This is a genomic window from Providencia sp. PROV188 (assembly GCF_027595165.1).
GTDB classification, from domain to species: domain Bacteria; phylum Pseudomonadota; class Gammaproteobacteria; order Enterobacterales; family Enterobacteriaceae; genus Providencia; species Providencia lanzhouensis.
Window position 1 is genome coordinate 1803662 of record NZ_CP097291.1, and the last position, 19914, is coordinate 1823575.

19 protein-coding genes are annotated in these 19914 nt (G+C 39.5%); 11 read left to right on the forward strand and 8 right to left on the reverse strand.

Annotated elements, in window-relative coordinates; genetic code table 11:
• Positions 1-71: 71 nt before the first annotated feature.
• Positions 72-1409, forward strand: a complete 1338-nt coding sequence (locus M5X66_RS08165; protein ID WP_270103997.1) for an aminotransferase-like domain-containing protein — start codon at positions 72-74, stop codon at positions 1407-1409.
• Between the two features lie 28 nt (positions 1410-1437).
• Positions 1438-1917 (forward strand): NUDIX hydrolase, encoded by a 480-nt coding sequence (locus M5X66_RS08170; RefSeq protein ID WP_036948071.1) that lies wholly within the window; start codon positions 1438-1440, stop codon positions 1915-1917.
• A gap of 6 nt (positions 1918-1923) precedes the next feature.
• Here M5X66_RS08170 and M5X66_RS08175 read toward each other — a convergent pair whose 3' ends face one another.
• A complete protein-coding gene (locus M5X66_RS08175) occupies positions 1924-2547 on the reverse strand; it encodes a LysE family translocator (RefSeq protein WP_036948068.1) in 624 nt (207 codons plus the stop codon).
• A gap of 202 nt (positions 2548-2749) precedes the next feature.
• Here M5X66_RS08175 and M5X66_RS08180 point away from each other — a divergent pair, with 202 nt between their 5' ends.
• Both M5X66_RS08180 and ddlA read left to right on the forward strand, forming a co-directional pair.
• Positions 2750-3625 (forward strand): LysR family transcriptional regulator, encoded by an 876-nt coding sequence (locus tag M5X66_RS08180; RefSeq protein ID WP_270103998.1) that lies wholly within the window; start codon positions 2750-2752, stop codon positions 3623-3625.
• A 135-nt stretch (positions 3626-3760) separates the two neighbouring features.
• The gene (ddlA, locus tag M5X66_RS08185) at positions 3761-4864 is read left to right on the forward strand and encodes a D-alanine--D-alanine ligase (RefSeq protein ID WP_154609368.1); all 1104 of its coding nucleotides are present in this window, start codon (positions 3761-3763) and stop codon (positions 4862-4864) included.
• A gap of 70 nt (positions 4865-4934) precedes the next feature.
• On the opposite strand, the gene M5X66_RS08190 is transcribed toward ddlA, so the two are convergent.
• Entirely contained in the window at positions 4935-5723 is a 789-nt protein-coding gene (locus M5X66_RS08190; protein ID WP_036948060.1) for a GNAT family N-acetyltransferase, read from the reverse strand.
• Between the two features lie 522 nt (positions 5724-6245).
• On the opposite strand from M5X66_RS08190, the gene M5X66_RS18720 reads away from it, so the two are divergent.
• Positions 6246-7175, forward strand: coding sequence for an acyl-CoA thioester hydrolase/BAAT C-terminal domain-containing protein (locus tag M5X66_RS18720; RefSeq protein ID WP_270103999.1), 930 nt, complete (start codon positions 6246-6248; stop codon positions 7173-7175).
• A gap of 49 nt (positions 7176-7224) precedes the next feature.
• Here M5X66_RS18720 and M5X66_RS08200 read toward each other — a convergent pair whose 3' ends face one another.
• Positions 7225-8007, reverse strand: a complete 783-nt coding sequence (locus tag M5X66_RS08200) for a GNAT family N-acetyltransferase (RefSeq protein ID WP_270104000.1) — start codon at positions 8005-8007, stop codon at positions 7225-7227.
• A gap of 118 nt (positions 8008-8125) precedes the next feature.
• Between M5X66_RS08200 and yqfB the strand changes: the two genes are divergently transcribed.
• On the forward strand, positions 8126-8455 hold the full coding sequence (gene yqfB / locus M5X66_RS08205) for a N(4)-acetylcytidine aminohydrolase (protein WP_270104001.1): 330 nt from the start codon (positions 8126-8128) through the stop codon (positions 8453-8455).
• On the opposite strand, the gene M5X66_RS08210 is transcribed toward yqfB, so the two are convergent.
• On the reverse strand, positions 8452-9321 hold the full coding sequence (locus tag M5X66_RS08210) for a LysR family transcriptional regulator (RefSeq protein WP_154636960.1): 870 nt from the start codon (positions 9319-9321) through the stop codon (positions 8452-8454). The two genes, yqfB and M5X66_RS08210, sit on opposite strands and share 4 nt — an antisense overlap.
• 108 nt (positions 9322-9429) lie before the next feature.
• Here M5X66_RS08210 and M5X66_RS08215 point away from each other — a divergent pair, with 108 nt between their 5' ends.
• Positions 9430-10353 carry a DMT family transporter gene (locus tag M5X66_RS08215; protein WP_051422539.1) on the forward strand — a complete coding sequence of 308 codons (924 nt, stop codon included), beginning with the start codon at positions 9430-9432 and terminating at the stop codon, positions 10351-10353.
• 45 nt (positions 10354-10398) lie between these two features.
• Here M5X66_RS08215 and M5X66_RS08220 read toward each other — a convergent pair whose 3' ends face one another.
• The 3 genes from M5X66_RS08220 to M5X66_RS08230 form a co-directional block, all read right to left on the reverse strand.
• Positions 10399-11388, reverse strand: a complete 990-nt coding sequence (locus M5X66_RS08220; RefSeq protein WP_270104002.1) for a D-cysteine desulfhydrase — start codon at positions 11386-11388, stop codon at positions 10399-10401.
• A gap of 15 nt (positions 11389-11403) precedes the next feature.
• Positions 11404-12831 carry a Na+/H+ antiporter NhaC family protein gene (locus M5X66_RS08225; protein ID WP_154634037.1) on the reverse strand — a complete coding sequence of 476 codons (1428 nt, stop codon included), beginning with the start codon at positions 12829-12831 and terminating at the stop codon, positions 11404-11406.
• Between the two features lie 200 nt (positions 12832-13031).
• Positions 13032-13574: a GNAT family N-acetyltransferase gene (locus tag M5X66_RS08230; protein ID WP_036948047.1), complete on the reverse strand. Its 543-nt coding sequence runs from the start codon at positions 13572-13574 to the stop codon at positions 13032-13034.
• Positions 13575-13748: 174 nt separating this feature from the next.
• Between M5X66_RS08230 and M5X66_RS08235 the strand changes: the two genes are divergently transcribed.
• Positions 13749-14591, forward strand: a complete 843-nt coding sequence (locus tag M5X66_RS08235; protein ID WP_154599274.1) for an AraC family transcriptional regulator — start codon at positions 13749-13751, stop codon at positions 14589-14591.
• Here the strand turns inward: M5X66_RS08235 and M5X66_RS08240 are convergent.
• On the reverse strand, positions 14588-15487 hold the full coding sequence (locus M5X66_RS08240; RefSeq protein ID WP_036948044.1) for a LysR family transcriptional regulator: 900 nt from the start codon (positions 15485-15487) through the stop codon (positions 14588-14590). The two genes, M5X66_RS08235 and M5X66_RS08240, sit on opposite strands and share 4 nt — an antisense overlap.
• A gap of 107 nt (positions 15488-15594) precedes the next feature.
• Between M5X66_RS08240 and M5X66_RS08245 the strand changes: the two genes are divergently transcribed.
• The 3 genes from M5X66_RS08245 (at position 15595) to M5X66_RS08255 (ending at position 19826) form a co-directional block, all read left to right on the forward strand.
• Positions 15595-16779 carry an MFS transporter gene (locus tag M5X66_RS08245; RefSeq protein WP_036948041.1) on the forward strand — a complete coding sequence of 395 codons (1185 nt, stop codon included), beginning with the start codon at positions 15595-15597 and terminating at the stop codon, positions 16777-16779.
• A gap of 76 nt (positions 16780-16855) precedes the next feature.
• On the forward strand, positions 16856-17920 hold the full coding sequence (ada, locus tag M5X66_RS08250) for a bifunctional DNA-binding transcriptional regulator/O6-methylguanine-DNA methyltransferase Ada (protein WP_036948039.1): 1065 nt from the start codon (positions 16856-16858) through the stop codon (positions 17918-17920).
• A 499-nt stretch (positions 17921-18419) separates the two neighbouring features.
• The gene (locus tag M5X66_RS08255; RefSeq protein WP_230082444.1) at positions 18420-19826 is read left to right on the forward strand and encodes an aminotransferase-like domain-containing protein; all 1407 of its coding nucleotides are present in this window, start codon (positions 18420-18422) and stop codon (positions 19824-19826) included.
• The last annotated feature ends 88 nt before the right edge of the window (positions 19827-19914 follow it).

Below are 19914 nucleotides of genomic sequence, written 5' to 3' on the forward strand. Positions count from 1 at the left end.
TTAGTAATTGAGTTTTACTAAGCTAATCGACATAATCATGACAATCAAAAAATTGTCATAGGTACAATTTCATGACTCAGAATCGTTATAAGCAGTATGTTGACTTGCTTTCAGCGCAAATCATGAGTGGCGAATTGAAAGCGGGGGAGCGTTTGCCTACGCATCGCCATTTTGCGGAAAAATCGGGTATTTCCTTAGTGACAGCTTCTCGGGTATATCGAGAACTGATTGAACGGGGCTTGATCATCGGGGAAACCGGGCGAGGCACCTTTGTCCGAGATATCAATCTATTGCCCAAGTTAAGTATTGAGCAAGATGTCGCTAAAAACGCGTTAGACCTGAATTTCAGTTATCCGATTGCGAAAGAACAAACCAAACTATTACGGGAATCGTTACGGGAAATAGCGGTTGGTGGTGATCTAGAAGGGATTCTTTATTATCAACAACATACAGGGCGGGAACATGAAAGAAAAACCGTCGCTAAATACTTAAAACAGCGTGGGTTAACTCATGCAACGGCAGATACAGTGGCTTTAGTGAGTGGTGGGCAACATGGTTTAGCTACCATCATTTTAGGTATGTTCAGTCCTGGGGATATTATTGCCGTCGATGCCTTAACTTACCCGGGGTTTAAGGCTCTTGCAAAAATTTACCATTTAGAACTGACATCTGTGCCTACGGCAGAAAATGGTCCAAACTTACAAGCGTTGGATAAGCTATGCCAACAGAGAAAAATTCGAGCTTACTATGCGATGCCGACTTTGCATAATCCACTAGGCTGGGTGATGAGTTTATCGGAGCGTAAAAAGTTGGTGGATATAGCTAAACGGCACCAATTTTTCTTAATTGAAGATGGATCTTATGCCTTTTTGCAGCGACCAGCAGTTGTTCCATTAGCAACGCTGGCACCTGAAATTACATTTTATACAACAGGTTTTTCGAAGAATATTGCAACGGGATTACGTGTCGGCGCGGTACTGGCACCGCAACAATATATTGAAAACATCGAGCGTATTATCCGAATTACAACATGGAATACACCGGCAATAACCACGGCTATCCTCTGTGATTGGATTGAAAAAGGTGAGGTAGATAGCATTGAAAGGGATAAGCTACGGGATGCAAAAATACGGCAAGCAATAGTCCAGAAAATTTTTACGGATATACCCTATATTGCGCATCCTGCTAGCTATTTTGTTTGGTTACCATTACCTGATGGCGTACGCGCAGATGCAGTCGTCAGTGAATTAAAAAAGCAAAATATAGCCATTAGCAGCGCAGAGTCTTACAGCACATCAAACTCAGTACCGCAGGCGTTAAGAATAGCAATTAGTACCTTATCCCATGAAGAACTGGCGGTGGCAATAGCGGCGATTAGGGGCGTTGTATTGTACTTAATTGATTTATAAAGATGATAGGTATAAAGGAAGAAAAATAGTGGAACATATCAAACATTTTACGGCGACGGCGATGATCTGTAATTCCCGAGGGGAATTTCTATTACATGAGCACCCTAAGCTAGGTATCTGGCTACCTCCTGGAGGTCACGTTGATCCAAATGAAGAACCACAAGATACCGTTGTTCGTGAAGTGTTTGAAGAAACAGGCTTACGGTGCCGAGTGATTGATTGCCGCTATCCGTTACACTCAAAGGTAAATGATTCAAGAAATACTCTCTCTTTACCAATTCCTTTAGCTATTTTAAAAGAATTCATCGCAGATAAGCGCCAAGGAGATCATTGGCATATCGATATGGTTTATCTCTGTGAGCTCATAGACGAAGAAATCCAATGCAATGCAGATTTTCATTGGATTTCTCTGAGTAAAATGAATGACTTAAACCTTCCTAAAGATGTGGTGGAGCTTGCCATTATGGTGAATGAACATTTTCAAAATGGTTCGGTTCATTCGAAATGAATTCAGTCATGATGAAATACTAAAAAAGAGCAAAGAGATACCCAGAATAATTAATAAGGCGCCGATAACTCTATCCATAATGAATTGATATTTTAAGATTTTATTTCTAATCAATGGTGCTGCAAAAAATAGAGCAATTAAACTAAACCAAACCCAATGTGCAAAAGAAATAAATAATCCGTAGCTGAAGTTTAGCCATTGAGAATTACCAGCTTGGATCACTTGGGTGTAGACCGAAACAACGAAAAACATCGTTTTAGGGTTGAGTGCATTGGTTAAAAAACCCATTTTAAATGCGGAAAATGAAGAGGGTGCTGATGTTGGGTTAAGGTTATCGCTGGCGTTAATGGCTGTTTTGTTTGTTAGGGATTTAAAGCCGATATACACCAAGTAAGCGACGCCAAGGAGTTTGACTGCCATAAATAATGTAGGGGAACTCATAATGATCAGAGTCACGCCAAAAATGGTATACAACACATGAATTTGCACTCCAGCAGCAATACCAAGGGCACTGAGTAAACCCGTTTTGGTGCCATAGGAGTAGCTATTTCTGGTGACCATAGCGAAGTCGGGACCAGGGCTAATAACCGCCAAAATAGTGATGGTGGCAACAGCGATAATTTCATTCATAGTGAGATCCTAATGGTAATAAAAACTGACTTAATTTTGGGGTGGAAAATAGATTTGATTAATTAGATATATTGATTATCAATAGATTGTAGTTAGATAAAAAGCGATTTATTCTCAATGAAATCTGTCAGTTTTCGTTACCTATTTAATTGTGAAACTACTCATTTTATAAGCCCCTTAATTTTATGAAGACATTAATTTTATGAAACTGCCTCCATTAACATCGTTACGGTTTTTTGATGTTGCTGCACGCTATGAAAGTATTATTAAAGCCGCGCAAGAGCTGCATGTTACGCACAGTGCAATTAGCCGCCAGATAAAATTACTTGAGGAGCATCTCGGTGTTTTACTGTTTGAACGGCGTAATCGAGCTATCTTTTTGACAGAAGAAGGTAAATTGTTATTTCAAACAACAACTCACTTATTCCAGCAACTTTCTGATACCGTCGAAAAAATTACGCAGCGCTCTCATAACCAAGTTGTTAGCTTGTCATGTGAACCGACCATCGCAATGAAATGGCTGATCCCTCGTTTAACCAATTTTTATCAGCAACACCCTGAAATGACGGTGCATTTGATTGCCGCGGGTGGTCCTATTGATTTTAATAAGGCGGGGGTCGATCTTGCTCTTCGCCGTAATGACTTCACTTGGGATGACAATATTTATGCGAAGAAAATATGTGCAGAATGGATGGGTATTATCAAGAAAAATGATAGCCAACCCTATCATGAGATGAACTTACTTGTGCCAGCCTCTCGGCCAAATGTTTGGCGTACATGGCAAGCCCGTAGTGGCACCAATTTACAACATAATAAACAAGTTAATTTCGAACATTTCTACTTGTGTTTGCAGGCTGCATTAGCAGGACAGGGCGTTGCTATTGCATCGTTCCTAATGGTTGCTGATGAAATTAATACACAACAATTAATGGCCCCAGAAGGTTTCATTGAAGATGGTTCGGCATATTATTTACTTTCACCCAAAGAAATAAAAGCAGATACCCCAGCGGCCATTTTTATGGAATGGTTGGAAACAAACGTGAATCAAAGCCTGTTGTTAACTCAGCAATCGGCATAAAATTTGTATACTTTTAAGGGTTTGGTCATTTAATCACCGAACCTACTTGCGTAGTGAAGTTTTTATGCCCTAACTATTTCGCTGCGTGCTATATTTCCCAGAATCGTTTTTGATGTCTTTATGTTGGAGTAAATAATGAGCAAAATTCGGGTTGGTGTCATTTTTGGTGGTAAATCCACTGAGCATGAAGTTTCGTTGCAATCAGCTAAAAATATTATTAATGGATTAGATCGTAGTAAGTTTGATGTTTGCCTTATCGGTATTAATAAAGAAGGGCAATGGCATGAGTATGATGAAGCGAACTTCCTGTTACATGGCGATGATCCTGCTCATATCGCGTTAAATACTCCAAAGCGTAGCATTGCAATCGTTCCAGGCAAACAAAGTGAACAATTCATTTCTCTAGAAGATACTAAACCTCTCCCACAAATTGATGTGATTTTCCCAATTGTCCACGGTAACTTAGGTGAAGATGGTTCTTTGCAAGGTTTACTGCGTATGGCGAATCTGCCATTTGTTGGACCGGGTGTTCTAGGCTCATCAGCTTGCATGGATAAAGATGTCACCAAACGCCTTTTAAGGGATGCAGGGTTGCACATTGCACCGTTTATTACGCTATTGAAAAGCGGTCGTGGTGAAATTAGCTATGCTGCAACGGTTGAGAAACTGGGCTTACCATTATTTATTAAACCAGCTAACCAAGGTTCATCGGTTGGGATCAGTAAAGTTAATAATGAAAGCGAGTTTAACACGGCATTAGATTTTGCATTCTTATTCGATGTAAAAGTGCTGATTGAAAGCGCTGTAAAAGGGCGTGAAATCGAGTGTGCGGTGCTTGGAAATGAACACCCACTAGCTAGCCCATGTGGCGAAATCGTGCTGCATGACAGTTTCTATGCTTATCATACTAAATATATTGATGAAAATGGTGCGTCTGTTGTTGCTCCGGCGGATTTAGAGCAAGATGTGAGTGAAAAGATCCGTGCAATTGCACTTGAAGCTTATCAAGCCTTAAACTGTAGCGGTATGTCCCGCGTTGATGTATTTTTAACTGAAACGAATGATGTTGTGATTAATGAAATCAATACATTACCGGGTTTCACTAATATCAGTATGTATCCGAAACTGTGGCAACAAGGCGGTATGACTTATCAAGAATTGATCAGTCGTTTAATTGAACTTGGGATTGAAAAATTCCAGCAAACAGCTGCATTAAAAACAGCCTGCGATGAAATTTAATCTCTGATATTTTCCGCAATTTTTGCCGATAGCGGCCTGCTATCGGCAATATCACTATAAAGTTATCTCATTAATTCACTGTGTTTTTGTTGCACCAAACATAATTGATGTAACGGAATAACGGCTCAAATCCAAATTTTTTATATAAATCAAATCCTGCTTCTGAAGCATCTAAGAAGCAATGTTCGACTCGTTGTTGACGACAAAATGCGAGAGCATAATCAATAAGCTGAGAAGCATAGCCTTTACCCTGAAACTTAGGTTCAGTACCGATATCGTCGAAACGTGCTAATTCGCCTTCAATGGTGACCGTCATGGATGTTGCGGGCTCTCCATTGACCAATAAGACTAAATGGAATTGCGGTGCACCTTGTTGCAGGGCATCTTCGTGGTAGCGAACATACTCTTGGATCACGGTATCATGCTCTTCGGAAAGGTAGAACGCAGAAACCAATGGTTTAGCCCAAAGGGATAAATCATGGTTTGCGAGCACGATATCTACCTGATTATCAGGCAAATCAACTTCTTTTTGCTGTGACAATGTTAGTGCCATTGCAGTTGTGACGCTGTCACGTTTATAGTTAAGTGCTTCAATATCTTTGACGACTTTTGGCAACATCTCTTCAGGGATCACCAAAGTGTGATTCTTTTTCTGCGATACGAACAGGTTGTATGCTTGCATAAAAGCATGATGAGTAGAGTCGGGTTGCAGATAAATAAAATTGAACGCTGGGGAGTTTAATGGCGTTAAATAACAAATTGTATGTTGTGCAATCTGGATACTGTGCTCACAAATCGAAGTCCAAAACGTCTTTTCGATCGATTGGTAATGTCGTAAATAGTAGAGCGGTATGTTCATTAGTCAGTTACCTGATACAAAATGTGTTAGTCAAAATGGAGCAAATAATAAATCTGGCCCCATGTAAAATTTTGTTAACTTATTGGCAGTAAAGCCTTTGTGATCTATCTATTGATAATAACTAAACCTTTAAAATCAGCAACCGTTGAGGCAGTTGTCATCTTATCTTTAGCCTTAGATCCCACTCTTGTGCAACGTTTTCAGTGTCATTAATCAATATCTATAAAGTAAATTTGAAGATAAATTAAGGCGTTTCGTGCGATATGCAGATAGATTGTTATTTAATGCTATCTTACATTGCTCATTTACTCTATAAAATGTCATGTAAATTTATAAAAAGCTTTGGAACTCAATGAGATTATCTTACTAATTCATCCATTATGATAGTGGAAATAAAGAGATCGTACCTGCATAAATATGCTAAATAGAGTGACGTAAATAAGATAAATAGAGTTGTAAATGTTATATGCTTCAATGTATTGTTTTTGAAAAATAAAAGATGACTGGGGTTACGTTAAGGTAATGCAAAAATTTATATTGGTTGCCCTGTATTTAGTGGGTTATTCAGTGTTTGTAGAATCTGCTGAAAATCCTTTTGATAGGCAAATACTGAAACACGATGATAAAGAAATCCATTATTACCTACTTAAAAGTGACTCTAATCCCTCTAAAGAATTATTGGTATTAATCCAAGGCTCCGACTGTAAAAGTGTCGTTAATAACCAAAACCTGATTAAGAATTTTAGGGGAGTATTACCTAATAGTGATGTGCTTTTAGTGGAAAAAACAGGCTTAACACCAGATGTAGGGTTACATGATCCAAATTCCTTAGAAGAGAACTGCCCTGTGGAATATATGAGAAATGATTCTTATTTTGAGAGAGTGGATAACTATATTGCTGTGCTGAACCAGTTGAAAAATCAGTATCAGCATATTGTTGTATTAGGTGGTAGTGAAGGGGCGGTAGTCACGAATATTATTGCGTCTAGAGTTAATTTTATTGATGCGGCTATTTCACTAAATGGTGGCGGACAATTTTTTATTAATGATGTGATTTACAGCATTAATAAAAGTCTACCCGCTGAAGAAGCGCAAGGTGCAATAGAAGGATTTAACCAGTTTGCAGATGCAGTTTTGCATGATCATTTAGACGATGACCAGTTTCCCAGTAATCACGGACAAAATTGGTGGTATGAAGCCTTAACGATAGATAATAAAAAACTACTTCAAGGTGTTAGTAAACCCCATTTAGTGATCCAAACGCTCACCGATATTAATGTGGATGTGGAAGGCTCACAGAAAATGATGAATGAGATTAATAACCCCAATATTACCTATAAAACTTATTCCACATTAGACCACTATTTTAAAGACAGTCAGGACAATAATCAGACAGCAGTCGTTATCGCTGATATTCAGGATTGGTATACAAAATTAAATATCAAAAAATAGGTTGGGTAAATACCCAGCTAAAGAATTCTTAGTTGGGTATTTAGGGATTCTATTCTGAAATGTAGCTGTGATATTTAAAAATCGGTTTAAAACCTAGTTTTTGATAAACCGACAAACCATCGCTAGACGCTTCCAAATAACACTGCTTGATTTTATGTTGAAGACAAACCTGTAAGGCATGTTTAATCAATGCCGTGGCACATCCTTGTCTCTGGAATTCAATATCTGTACCAATATCATCTAAGCGCGCAATGTCATTGTGTAACGTGAGTGTCAGTGATGATACAGGGGTCTGCTGATTAAATAAGACAAAATGCATGATATTGGTTTGCTTGTCCAACGCACGCTGGTGATAGCGAATATATTCATCAATGATGGATTCATCATTATCACAATCAAGTTCATTGACTACAGGAAACGCAGTAATAAGCGGTTTCGACCAGTCAGAGATATTATGATTGCTAAGCTTTATATGATAGTCGTCTGGTAACTGATTTTCCGTTTTGAGTTCATTTCCCGTAAATTCAAAGACCATCGCTGTTGATTCACCATCATCAATAAGATCATGCTGTTGTATACAATTTGAGAACTTGGGTAATTCATCGGTGTGAACAACTAAAATATAGGGTTTTGACTGTTGTTGAAATAATGTATTTGCCGCTTCAAAGCCAGCAATAGTTGCTCCTGAATGTAAGTAAATATAATTAAAAGCGGGAGTTTTTAGCTCAGTAAAATAGGCAAACGTATTTGGCTCTACATGATGCGTCTTTAGGCAAATAGCAGACCAAAAAATATTTTCTAATGAGTAAAAACACGCTTCGTTGTGAGTCATTTCATTGTGTCCTAATAAATTAACTGAACGTTCCTAGTCTATTGAGCAAATTGAGATTGCTGTCACTATGGTACATGGGATAGCATTTATTTAATTAAGAGAAAATTAAGGAATATCTGTGAACAATATCCCCGAAACCATTACGTTCTTTGAGCGTTTATTACCACTGGTTGTTTCCGGTGAAAAAGTGATCACCATTCGTGATGAAAGTGAGAGTCATTATGTACCAGGCTCCGTTGTCAAAGTCCACGCGTTAGAAACTGGCGAGTACTATACCGACATTGAAATACTTTCTGTTGAGCCACTAAACTACGATGATATTTCAGAGTATCACGCGACTCAAGAAGCGATGACATTAGAAACGTTGAAGGCTTTAATTCGTGAAATATATCCAACAGAAAATTGCCTGTATGTTATTCATTACCGATTAACAACGAAAAACACTTAATCACGATAACGGCTGTTTACTAGTTTAATGAATGCTTTTGTGGCTGGAGACGCATCACTGTAATTATTAACAGCAAAGGCAATATCCCGAGTCACGCGGGGAATTAATGGTTTTACGACGATGTTGTTAATATTTTCGGGGATTGCGAGTTGAGCCACAATCGATACGGCTTCATTTCGTGCAACTAATGAAAACGTACTGAGAAGCTGGCGGGTCCTAAATTGAATTTTAGGTGTCAGCTTTTGTGCAGAAAATAGTCCCATCACAATTTTACCTGAACCGGCTTGAGTTAAGTTGAAGGGGTACTCACACAATTGTTTTAGTGTAACTCCGTCGTACTGAGTCAAAGGGTGGTTTAGCGGTAAAATTGCCACATATTGGTCGTGTTTTATGGGAAAAGTATCAAAGCGTTCGTCTGGCAAGACCACAACACCAATATCTATGCGCTTTTCTTGCAACCATTGAGCCACGCTCTCATCGTCTCCTTCATCAACAATAATTTCAATGCTTGGATATTGCTGACGAAAGACCTTTAATAATGGGGGCAAAATACCCGTTGAAGAGCCGGGACCGAAAGATCCTATCCGTAAAACACCTTTCTTTAATCCATTGGATGCTAGTGCTTCTTGCCGCATTGCTTCTTGAAGGCTCAGTATATGTTGGGCGCGATTTAGCAGTGTGTTACCAATTTCGGTCAGAGTGACTTGGTTTTGTTCTCGCGTAAATAGACTGACATTGAAATCTTTTTCAAGGGATTTAATGGCATGTGAAACCGCAGATTGGGAAATATTCAAAGACATTGCCGCCAAGGTAAAACTTTTTAGCTCAGCAACACGGGTAAATATTTCCAGTTGGCTTAGTGTCATGAGTAAATACTCATTTGATTATGATCTTGGATAACAAATACCTTATCCGTATCGAATGACTGAGTCAATAAAGTACACAATATCTGATATGGATGGGGAAACATCGCGATGGAATTAAAAATAACCAAAAGGCAGGTTCAACAAAAGTCAGTCAATATTGTTGTTCTAAAAATGATCTGTGTCTCGATATTATGGGGAGGAACATTCATTGCTGGTAGGATGTTACAAACCGATATATCACCATTATTTTCAGCGACGCTTCGCTTTATTTTTGCGAGTGTTGCATTGCTTATTTTGCTGAGCTGCACTCGTATTGGTTGGGTAAAAGTGAATTCGCGTCAGTTTTTTCAAATTCTCTTGTTGGGATGTAGCGGTGTATTTATCTACCAAGTCTTTTTTTTCTATGGGCTACAGCTTATTCCTGCGTCTCGAGCGGCACTGTTGGTGGCAATTAATCCTGCGATGATTGCTTTAATTTCCTATTTATTATGGCGAGAAAAAATCACGAAAATTAAAGGTGTGGGTATTGGTTGTTGTGTATTAGGGGCAACAATATTGTTATCAGCAAAAACGTCAGATGTGAGTGGGTTTTTAACAAACCAAGGTGATCTTGCCATATTAGGTTGTGTAGTGAGTTGGGGGATTTATACCGTTGCAGGTAAAAATGTTATCCGCGAAATTGGCGCTATACATACGGTTGCATATGCCGTGCTATTAGGAACTGCACTATTGGTTATCGCGTCAAGTATCATGGGGCAATTAACACTTAGCGCGATTATACACTTAACAAATACCGATGTTATGAGCCTGTTATACCTTGGAATATTAGGCTCAGCACTGGCTTATATTTGGTATTACCAAGGTGTTGATCAGTTAGGTGCCGCGGGAGCCGGGTCATTCATTGCACTTAATCCGTTGACGGCGGTAATAATAGGAACGCTGTTTTTAAATGAGGAAATTACATTCTCTGCATTATTGGGGGGGATAGTGATTATCTTCGGGTTATGGGTAACGAATAAATCGCGAGTATAAAATAGGCGCTCTATGGAAATAACTGACTCCATAGAGCGATATTTATTATTTAATGGTTTTGTTAATTTCTGAATAGGCGAAAAGGGCTTGAGCACCGCCAGTATGGACAAATAATACAGGTGTTTTTTCAGAGGAATTGTCTAAATAATCAATCAAACCCGCCATGGCTTTTCCTGTATAAACTGGGTCAAGAAGGATCCCTTCTTTTTGAGCTAATAGCGCTATTGCATCTAAACCACCGCGGTTTGGCATGCCATACATTGGTGCGAAGAAATCATCCCAAAGTGTAATGTCTGGTGTTTTTTTAATTTGCAGTAATTCTGCTAATTCAGTTTGCAGTTTTTCAACTTTTGGTGCCTGATCTTGCTGTTTACGAGAAACGGTGACACCAATGAGTTGTGAAGTAGGGAGTAATTCTTGTAAGCCAATCGCTAAGCCAGCGTGAGTTCCGGCACTGCCAGAAGCCACAATCACTTTATCAAATTCAATATTGGTCGGTTTTTGTTGAGCAATTTCAATCGCACATTGAACATAACCTAATGCGCCCAGACCGTTGGAACCACCAACAGGGACGATATAAGCATCTTGCAAGTCTAATGATTTAATTAACTCTGCCATTTGTGCTTGTGGATCGGTTAATTCGTCACACATGACGCATTGAGTACCAAATAAATCGGTCAGGAGCTTATTGCCATTATGCAGGAAATTGCTGTCTTCACTTTGAATAGGATTTTCTAATAAAGCGACACATTTCAGTCCGTACATTGCCGCTACCGCAGCAGTTTGACGAACATGGTTTGATTGAATCGCACCTGCTGTCACAATAATCTTTGCATTTTGGGCTAAGGCATCCGCCATTAAAAACTCAAGTTTACGCAGCTTATTTCCGCCCATTGCTAACGGCGTCATATCATCGCGTTTAATGTAGATTTCTCGACCATATAAACGCGATAAATTATCGAGTTGATTCAATGGGGTCGATGCTTTAAGCAAGTCAACTTTTGCGAACTGAGTTAATTTTTGTTGAAGAGACATCTAAATTCCCCTGTATTAATTGGTAAATCCTAAATAGAGATAAATGGCAAGTACGAAGCTTGCTGTTACTAATGCATAAGGCATTTGAGTGCGAATATGTTCAATATGATCACAATCAGTAGCCATAGAGGCAACAATGGCATCCGCAGAAATAGGTGAGGTCATGTCGCCGAAAATAGACCCTGATATGGCTGCGCCAATCATATATTCAATTGGCATACCGACGGATAACCCTAATTGAACACCAATCGGGATCATAATGGCAAAGGTTCCCCATGAGGTACCCGTAGCCAGCGACATAATAGCGCTAATGATAAAGATAAAGCCGATAGAGAATCCAGGTGCCATAATGCCTTGAGTGACTTCAGCAATATAAGCGCCCGTATTCAGTTCAGAAGATACATTTCCCATCAAGAAAGCTAAAATCATGATGGAGCTGATTTTTAACATGCTGGCATAGCCAATAAATAGCTCTTTAAAGAAGCTATCAATATTTAATAGCCTTCTTCCGATAAACCAACAAAAAGAAACTGCGGTACCGAACATAACGCCCCAATAAACGGACGTTGAGCCGCTCCCTTTACTGAAATCCCCATCACCTGTGATATATAAGGCCACTGGAACCATTAATACAGTAGAAAGAATAGGGATGAAAAAGTTCAAGGCTGAATGGGCATTCGGATGTTCAATAATCTCTTCCTCTTCATTTGTAAGTGAAGATTCGGCTAATTTTCCTGTCATGAAATTTTCTTGATACTTCATTTCGGCTTTTTTCATTGGTCCCCATGAAACATTGGTGAACACATAGAATAAAATGGTGACCAATGATAGCCATGCCATTAAGTTGTAGCCGATAGATTTAATTAAAATATCGAAGGGTTCACCGGAAATAAGACCTTGGGAAATTTGTACACCAATGAGTCCCATAATCACTGCCCCCCAACCATTTATAATAGCTGATGAACAAACAGAAACGCAGGCGGTTTGAATAAGATATGACATTTTTTCTGGGGCAACGCCATATTGTCTGGCTAAATTCTTAGTGGATGCCCCCGCGACTAACTGGTTGATGGAACTCTCAATAAAAATTAAGGCAGTAATGACTATGGCGAGTAATTGTGTTGCCGTTCTATTCTTAATTAATTTTGTTTTATTTGTCAGTAGCTGAACTAATGCACGAACACCGCCTGTGACGACGACTAGGCGCATAATCCCACCAATCATGACCATAAAGACGATGGTACGAGTGTTGCCGGCGGAAGAAAATGTATCGATGATGCCATCCACAGTTCCGCGAATGCCGAGTAATACATTGTGGTCATTAATGACGGTAAAACCGACTAAAATACCGAGCATTAATGAAAGCATCACCTGTCGAGTGAGAATAGCTAAAAGGATAGTGACAATTGGCGTGATAATTGTCCAAATACCATAGTCGTGCATGTGTTTACCTTGGATATTTTTATTGTATGACGTGTAGTTTATAAATATCAGGAAATCATAGCATTGATGGAAGTAGGCTGTCGGATATTTTCATTATATTGCCGTAGATTGTTACAAAATCCATGCTGAAAGTCAGATAAACTGCAAGATTATGGTATTGAAGGGTACGCTATCTTTTTGGGATAGCGTAGTAAGGGTTATTAAGCTTGTGATTGCCACTGCTGATAAGTGATGCGACTAATTTCTTCAGTCTTTGTCTCGCCAATAAGCTCAATAAATTGTGGGGCTAATGTTGTGTAATATTGGAAACCACATTTTTCTTGAGCAATTTTAGATTGTTGATTACCTTGGAAATAACCGCACCATAGATTATCCAGTTTGAGATTTTTAAATCCATGTCGCATGATTTCTCGGATAGCTTCAGGAATGAGCCCTTTTCCCCAAAATGGTACGCCTATCCAATAACTCACTTCCGCATCGTTATCCCCAATTGGAAAATTACTCTCTTTTCCGATAGATAAACCAATCAAGCCAATGGCTTTGTTATCTTCTTTTAGCGCAACGGCAAACACACCATCGCGCATAAAAATGGATTGAATAATTTTCGCACTTTCTTCGACGCTCTGGTGAGGTGGCCAGCCTGCAATAGGGCCGATACGTTCATCTTTTGCATAATGATAAAGGTCTGCCGCATCAGTAATATGCCAAGGGCGTAAAATCAGCCTTTGTGTATATAAAATCATGTTATTTTCTCTTTATTGCATTGATATTATGCCACCTATTTTAGGTATTTATTTGCTTTTTTTAATAGTTTAACCTCGGTATTTTGGGTACTTATGAAAACTGACATTTTAAAGAAACTAGGTAGAATAGGTTAATAAAGCTAATGGCATGAATGAAATGTGAGTGTGTTGAACATGAAAGAGTTGCAGCAGCATCAATCTGTATGGGAAGGGGTAGTCAGCATCGGCTCGACGACACTGGAAGAATTGCAAAATACAGTATTGTCTCCAGACTATGTGACGCTATGTATTTGTAGGCAAGGAGCTGGGATTTTCAATATTAATTTTAAGCGCTATGCCTTACGCAAAAATGAGCTCTTTGTTTTGTATAATGACACTTTTGTTACGTTACAGAAGCGTTCTCGGAATTTTATTGTAGATTACATCCATATTGATAAGACGTTTGCCACAGATATTGCATTTGTTTTACCTAATTCATTGTTTGCCTATTTTAATTTTCAACCACGTTTATCAATGTCATCGGCACAATCCACACTATTTTCACATTGGTATCAGCTATTTTTATATTACCACCAAGAACGCGCAGAGTATGGGAAATTACAATTACGGCAACATTTACAAAATCTATTTTTAGAAATTGCTAATCAGGTCAATCATGCACAATCCCATTTTTCAGATGAACGTAGCCGTAAATCACAATTATGTTGGCAATTTTGGACATTAATAACCCAGCATTGTAAACAGCAAAGAGAGGTTAAGTTCTATGCGAATCAACTTTCGATTACACCGTTTTATTTATCGCAAATTGTGAAGGACTTCTTCAACGATCCGCCCAAGGCACTGATTGATAGACAAGTGGTTTTAGAGATTAAAGCTCTGTTAGAGAGAGGAACGTTCACCATTCAGGGTATTGCGGATGAATTAAATTTTGAAGACACCTCGTATTTATGCCGCTATTTTAAGCGGCATACTGGTGCAACATTAAGTGAGTTTAGAAAAAGAGTGAATAAGAATTAACTCGGGTCGATTTTTGTCGAATGTTTTTTAATAAAATCAATAAAGCAGCGTAGCCTTGGAGAAACAGCTTGGTTGCGATAATAGACAGCATTAATCGGCTGTTTCATTGTTATCGTTTTTTGTTCTAGCACCTTCACGAGTCCGCCATTGGCAAAGGCATCTAAGCTTACAAAGTCGGAAGAAGAGAGAATGCCAGTTCCTTGCAGCGCTAAATGATGTAGCACTTCGCCACTGGCGCAGGCGATATGGGGGGTAATTTTGAGTAAGCTGCCATCGGCGTTTTCGAGTGGCCAATAATTTAATGACTCTGGCGTTGTGAAACCGAGCAAACAATGCTTATGGAGATCCTCTATCGTTTCCGGTATTCCATATTTTTCTAAGTAAGCGGGGCTAGCAACTAGCCTTTTCTGGGTATAACCCAATAGTGTTGCACTGAGTGAAGAATCCTTTAACGTGCCAATTCTAAACGCGACATCCGTTTTTTTCTCTAATAGGTTTGTCACACCTTCATAGTTATTTATTTCTAACTCAACTTGGGGATATCGTTCATAAAATAGAGGGATCAACGGAGCAATTACATGGGTTAAAAACGGGGTAGAAGCATCAATGCGTAGCTTACCTGATGGAATCGATTGGCGAGCGGATAGCAAATCTTCGGCTTCTTGAGCTAGTCGGACTATTTCTCGCGCTTTTTGCAAAAATGCAGCACCTTCATCACTAAGTTTGATGGCGCGAGTGGTTCGGTAAAGTAGCGTGGTTTTGACTTTCTCTTCTAAACGCAATAATGCACGACTCACGGTGGATATCGTCATGCATTGCTGGTCGGCTGCTGCTGTAATAGAGCCGTAATCGACTACGCTGATAAATGTTTGGAGCTCTTCTAATGTGATTTTCATTATTGCATTTCCCGCAAAAGTTATTCTCACCATAATGGGTTTTTCAACCGCTTTCAATATGGAAGAATTGCCGCCGGTCAATTGATATTGGTTTATAAGGCATAAAAATGAGAATAAACACAGCATTGCTCGCGTTATCTGTTGGAGCATTCGCCATTGGTATTACCGAGTTTTCTCCGATGGGAATGCTTCCCTATATCGCTGAAAACCTGAATGAAAGCATTCCTTCTGTCGGTGCGATTGTGGTGATTTATGCGCTGGGAGTGATGATTGGAGCGCCAATCATGACGCTATTATTAGTGAGTAAGCGCCCAAAAGTTGCGTTGGTTTTTTTAATGGCTATTTTCACGGTGGGGAATTTATTATCGGGTTTAGCGCCTAACTTGGTGACGCTGTCACTTTCAAGGTTAATTACTAGCCTAAATCACGGGGCATTTTTTGGTTTAGGTGCCATTGTTGCGGCCAGTGTGGTTCCTGCTGGTAAACAAGCGAGTGCGATTGCGGCAATGTTTATGGGGCTGACCATTGCGGGTATTGGTGGCGTTCCATTAGTCACTAAAATAACGCAATTAATCGGCTGGCGTGAGGCATTCTATTTAATTTCGGGTATTGGATTGCTCACGATCGCCAGTTTAATTTTTGCGATTCCTGCACGTTTACAAGGTAGCCAGGTTAACGTTAAAAATGAATTGCGTATTTTAAAGCGCCCATTAGTGATGTTAGGTATGTTATCGACGGTACTCGGAGCAAGTGCAATGTTTACCTTGTATACGTTTATAACACCAATGTTAATGAATTTTATTCAGGCTTCAGATCAGACAATTACAATGATGTTAATGGTCATTGGCCTTGGTTTTAGTATCGGTAATTATCTTGGTGGTTATTTTGCGGATAAAAACTTATATCCAACTTTATTAACCTTGTTTGTATTATCTGCAATAAGCATGGTGATGTTTCCAATAATTGCGACAAATATCGCTGGAGCTACCGTTGGTTTATTATTCTGGAGTATTGTTAGCTTTGCACTCGTCCCACCCATTCAAATTTTAGTGATGAATGCGGCTGTTGGCGCGCAAGCGCTAGCATCCTCCGTGAATATTGGTGCATTTAATTTGGGAAATGCCATTGGAGCGGCTGTCGGTGCGGCGATTTTATCCCATGGCTACAGCTACACGACGATGAGTTTTATGGGCGCATTATTGGCGATAGTCGGGTTTATAGTGATTTTGCTGATTGTACGCCGGAAAAATAGCGAAACACAAACGCAGGACGTAATGTGTAGCGCGAATTAAAAAGCAAGGTTTGGAGTGTTCGACATATAATAACCAGAGATACTGATCACGGTGAAATCAGTAAAGGGCTAAATATATGTCGACGAAAAATCAATGGGCCACAGATGAGCAGCGCTGGAATGCACTGAAACTACGCGATAAAGCTGCAGATGGTTATTTTGTGTATGGTGTGAAAACATCGAAACTTTATAACCATCCATCCGCTGCGGGGCGATTACCGAAGAGAGATAATGTGCTGTTTTTTGATAATGAGCAGCAAGCGATAGCGCAGGGTTTTCAGTCGGGAAAACGTCGTCGTCACGAAATGTCACAGCAAGCTCAGTTTTATCAAGAAAAAATTGAGCTTGCTTGTCGGTATATTGAGCAAAATACCCAGAAATATACATTGGCTGAGTTAGCTGATTATGTCGGAATAAGCCCGTTTCATTTTCATCGATTATTTAAATTACAAACTGGATTAACGCCTAAAGCCTATCGCGATGCTTATCTTCATCAGAAAGTACAAGCACAATTACAGGAAAATGAACGGATCACTGACGCTATTTATAATGCGGGTTTTCATTCGAACAGTCGTTTTTATGAAACAGCAAATTCGCGATTGGGCATGACGCCGACAGCGTGGAAATTAGGTGGTGAAGGAAGCAAAATCTATTTTGCTCTGGCCGTTTGCTCGCTAGGAAATGTACTGGTTGCACAAAGTCCGATAGGCATTTGTGCAATTTTATTCGGAGATGACCCTGAACAATTGCTAAATAACTTACAGGATAAATTTCCCCATGCTCAGTTGATTGGTGGAAATAAAGCATTCGACCAAGTGGTTTCTAAAGTTATTGGGTTTATTGAAGCCCCAGAAATAGGTTTTGATCTTCCTTTGGATATTCGAGGAACTGCATTTCAGCAACGAGTGTGGCAAGTGTTAAGGAATATTCCTGTTGGGAAAACGGTGAGTTATCGTGAAATCGCAGAAAAGATGGGAACACCTAAATCGTTTAGAGCAGTGGCGAATGCATGTGGTGCAAACATGCTAGCTGTAGTGATTCCATGCCATCGAGTAGTGAGAACGGATGGTGGATTATCGGGATATCGCTGGGGGATCGACCGAAAGCGGGCATTATTACTAAAAGAATCTGCAAAAAAATAATAAGATCTATTTTGAAATAGAATAAGGCTGCGCCAATATCTCTATTGCCGCAGCAATTTTCAATATAAATATCATATATATTCTCTAATTAGATAGTTTTGAATTTACAATTATCGTTTTCTATTTATTATAGTGCGCGGTTTCTGTTTTATATCCTTCGAAAATTAATTTAATTAAGGTCGATTTAATTTTTTTAAATAAACTCTTAGATTTTTTGATTTTTATATTTCTCATATTTTTTCCTTGTAAATAATGAGATTACCCATCGAAAGATGAATGTAATTGGTTGTGTTAATATAAATTTTGGGTATGGTTTGCCCTTTATATTTTTTTCATATTCCATAAATAAAATCCTATTGCTGTATTTTGTTTATTTAGCTTCGCATGAGAAATTGACTTAAAAAAGTGACAGATTGGCTTTTTTGTAAAATACAGATCATCTCAGCGAAATCTGTATTACATTACAGATACGGGATTCGATTTTAAGGAAATGAGTGCGATGCTCTATAAACAAATAGCCCAAATGCTGCAGAGCAAAATCCATCGAGGAGAGTTTCTTGGTGGGGAGAAAATGCCGTCGGTACGTGATATTAGTCGCTGCCATGATGTGAGCATTACCACGGCTCAACTGGCTTATCGTGAACTGGAACGGTGTCAGCTCATTTATGCAGTACCGAAATCGGGTTATTTTGTGATCCCTGAAAAGGCCACAGCACCATTGCCTAAAGTGGCTAACTATATTCAAAAGCCTGTTCATATTGATAAATGGAACCCGACGATGGACTTCCTGCGTGTTGAAGAGCGTGCAGGAGTCACATCATTATCGTGTGCGGTACCTAATATTGCAGATAAAACCTTAGAGCCATTATGGCAAGAAATGAATATGGTGGCGCGGCGTCGTAATCCGTTAACACTTGAGTATGATAGCTTGCAAGGGTTAGCCGCGCTCAGAGAGCAAATCTATCATGTATCTGATTATCGTCAGTCATTTACCCCTGATGATATCGTGACGACCACCAGCGCCCATCAGTCGATTTCTATTGCAATTCAAGCATGTACCCAAGCCAATGATGTGGTTGCTGTTGAATCACCGACGTTTCCCGGATTATTGCAAACGCTTTATGGGCTGGGCCGTAAAATCATCGAAATTCCCGTTGATCCCCAAACAGGGATTAACTTGGAGAGGTTAGAAGAAGCTTTCCAATGTTGGCAGGTCAAAGCGGTGGTGGTCACGCCGACATGCAATAACCCGATGGGCAGTATTATGCCGGAAAAAAATAAACAAAGGTTGCTTGAGATGACTAATCGATATCAAGGTACGATTATCGAGAATGATTGTTTAGCGCCTCTTGCATATGCTTATCCGCGTCCGTCAACGATCCAATCTCTGGATACCGAAGGTCATGTGATTCTGTGCAGTTCATTTTCTAAAACCGTTGCACCGGGAACACGGACGGGGTGGATAATCCCCGGTAAATACAAAGAGAAAGTTATGCATTTAAAATACTTATCGCATTGTTCTGGCGAAGTTTTTATGCAGCAAGTGATGAGTAATTTCTTAAAAGAAGGGCACTATTTTTTGCATTTACGCCGAATGCGTCAGCAATATCGTGAATTACAATGTCAATATCGGGAATTAGTTGAAACGCATTTTCCTGCTAATACTCGAATTTCAAGGCCTCAAGGTGGATTTTCATTATGGGTCGAGCATCCGGCAGCAGATACTGCGAAATTGATGGAGATTTTACATCGCAATAAAGTGACGGTATTGACGGGAACCCACTTTGCTACAGGCGATTGCTACCCAAACCACCTGCGTATTAATTATGCTTTAGAGTTGATCCCAAGACGGCGTAACGCGATAAAAATTCTCGGAGAAACCTTAAAAATGAGTCTGTTGAAATAGGGCATTGAAACAGAAAAAAGAAACCCGCTAATAATAGCTATTAGCGGGTAATTAAACATAAGGAACATTATTTATACAGCAAACTACG

What these genes read in the sequence shown, in the direction of transcription:
- M5X66_RS08165 (WP_270103997.1), top strand. Translation starts at nt 72, where the DNA reads ATGACTCAGAATCGTTATAAGCAGTATGTTGACTTGCTTTCAGCGCAA.
- M5X66_RS08175 (WP_036948068.1), bottom strand. Translation starts at nt 2,547, where the DNA reads ATGAATGAAATTATCGCTGTTGCCACCATCACTATTTTGGCGGTTATT.
- M5X66_RS08180 (WP_270103998.1), top strand. Translation starts at nt 2,750, where the DNA reads ATGAAACTGCCTCCATTAACATCGTTACGGTTTTTTGATGTTGCTGCA.
- ddlA (WP_154609368.1), top strand. Translation starts at nt 3,761, where the DNA reads ATGAGCAAAATTCGGGTTGGTGTCATTTTTGGTGGTAAATCCACTGAG.
- M5X66_RS08190 (WP_036948060.1), bottom strand. Translation starts at nt 5,723, where the DNA reads ATGAACATACCGCTCTACTATTTACGACATTACCAATCGATCGAAAAG.
- M5X66_RS18720 (WP_270103999.1), top strand. Translation starts at nt 6,246, where the DNA reads ATGCAAAAATTTATATTGGTTGCCCTGTATTTAGTGGGTTATTCAGTG.
- M5X66_RS08200 (WP_270104000.1), bottom strand. Translation starts at nt 8,007, where the DNA reads ATGACTCACAACGAAGCGTGTTTTTACTCATTAGAAAATATTTTTTGG.
- M5X66_RS08210 (WP_154636960.1), bottom strand. Translation starts at nt 9,321, where the DNA reads ATGACACTAAGCCAACTGGAAATATTTACCCGTGTTGCTGAGCTAAAA.
- M5X66_RS08215 (WP_051422539.1), top strand. Translation starts at nt 9,430, where the DNA reads ATGGAATTAAAAATAACCAAAAGGCAGGTTCAACAAAAGTCAGTCAAT.
- M5X66_RS08220 (WP_270104002.1), bottom strand. Translation starts at nt 11,388, where the DNA reads ATGTCTCTTCAACAAAAATTAACTCAGTTCGCAAAAGTTGACTTGCTT.
- M5X66_RS08225 (WP_154634037.1), bottom strand. Translation starts at nt 12,831, where the DNA reads ATGCACGACTATGGTATTTGGACAATTATCACGCCAATTGTCACTATC.
- M5X66_RS08230 (WP_036948047.1), bottom strand. Translation starts at nt 13,574, where the DNA reads ATGATTTTATATACACAAAGGCTGATTTTACGCCCTTGGCATATTACT.
- M5X66_RS08235 (WP_154599274.1), top strand. Translation starts at nt 13,749, where the DNA reads ATGAAAGAGTTGCAGCAGCATCAATCTGTATGGGAAGGGGTAGTCAGC.
- M5X66_RS08240 (WP_036948044.1), bottom strand. Translation starts at nt 15,487, where the DNA reads ATGAAAATCACATTAGAAGAGCTCCAAACATTTATCAGCGTAGTCGAT.
- M5X66_RS08245 (WP_036948041.1), top strand. Translation starts at nt 15,595, where the DNA reads ATGAGAATAAACACAGCATTGCTCGCGTTATCTGTTGGAGCATTCGCC.
- ada (WP_036948039.1), top strand. Translation starts at nt 16,856, where the DNA reads ATGTCGACGAAAAATCAATGGGCCACAGATGAGCAGCGCTGGAATGCA.
- M5X66_RS08255 (WP_230082444.1), top strand. Translation starts at nt 18,420, where the DNA reads ATGCTCTATAAACAAATAGCCCAAATGCTGCAGAGCAAAATCCATCGA.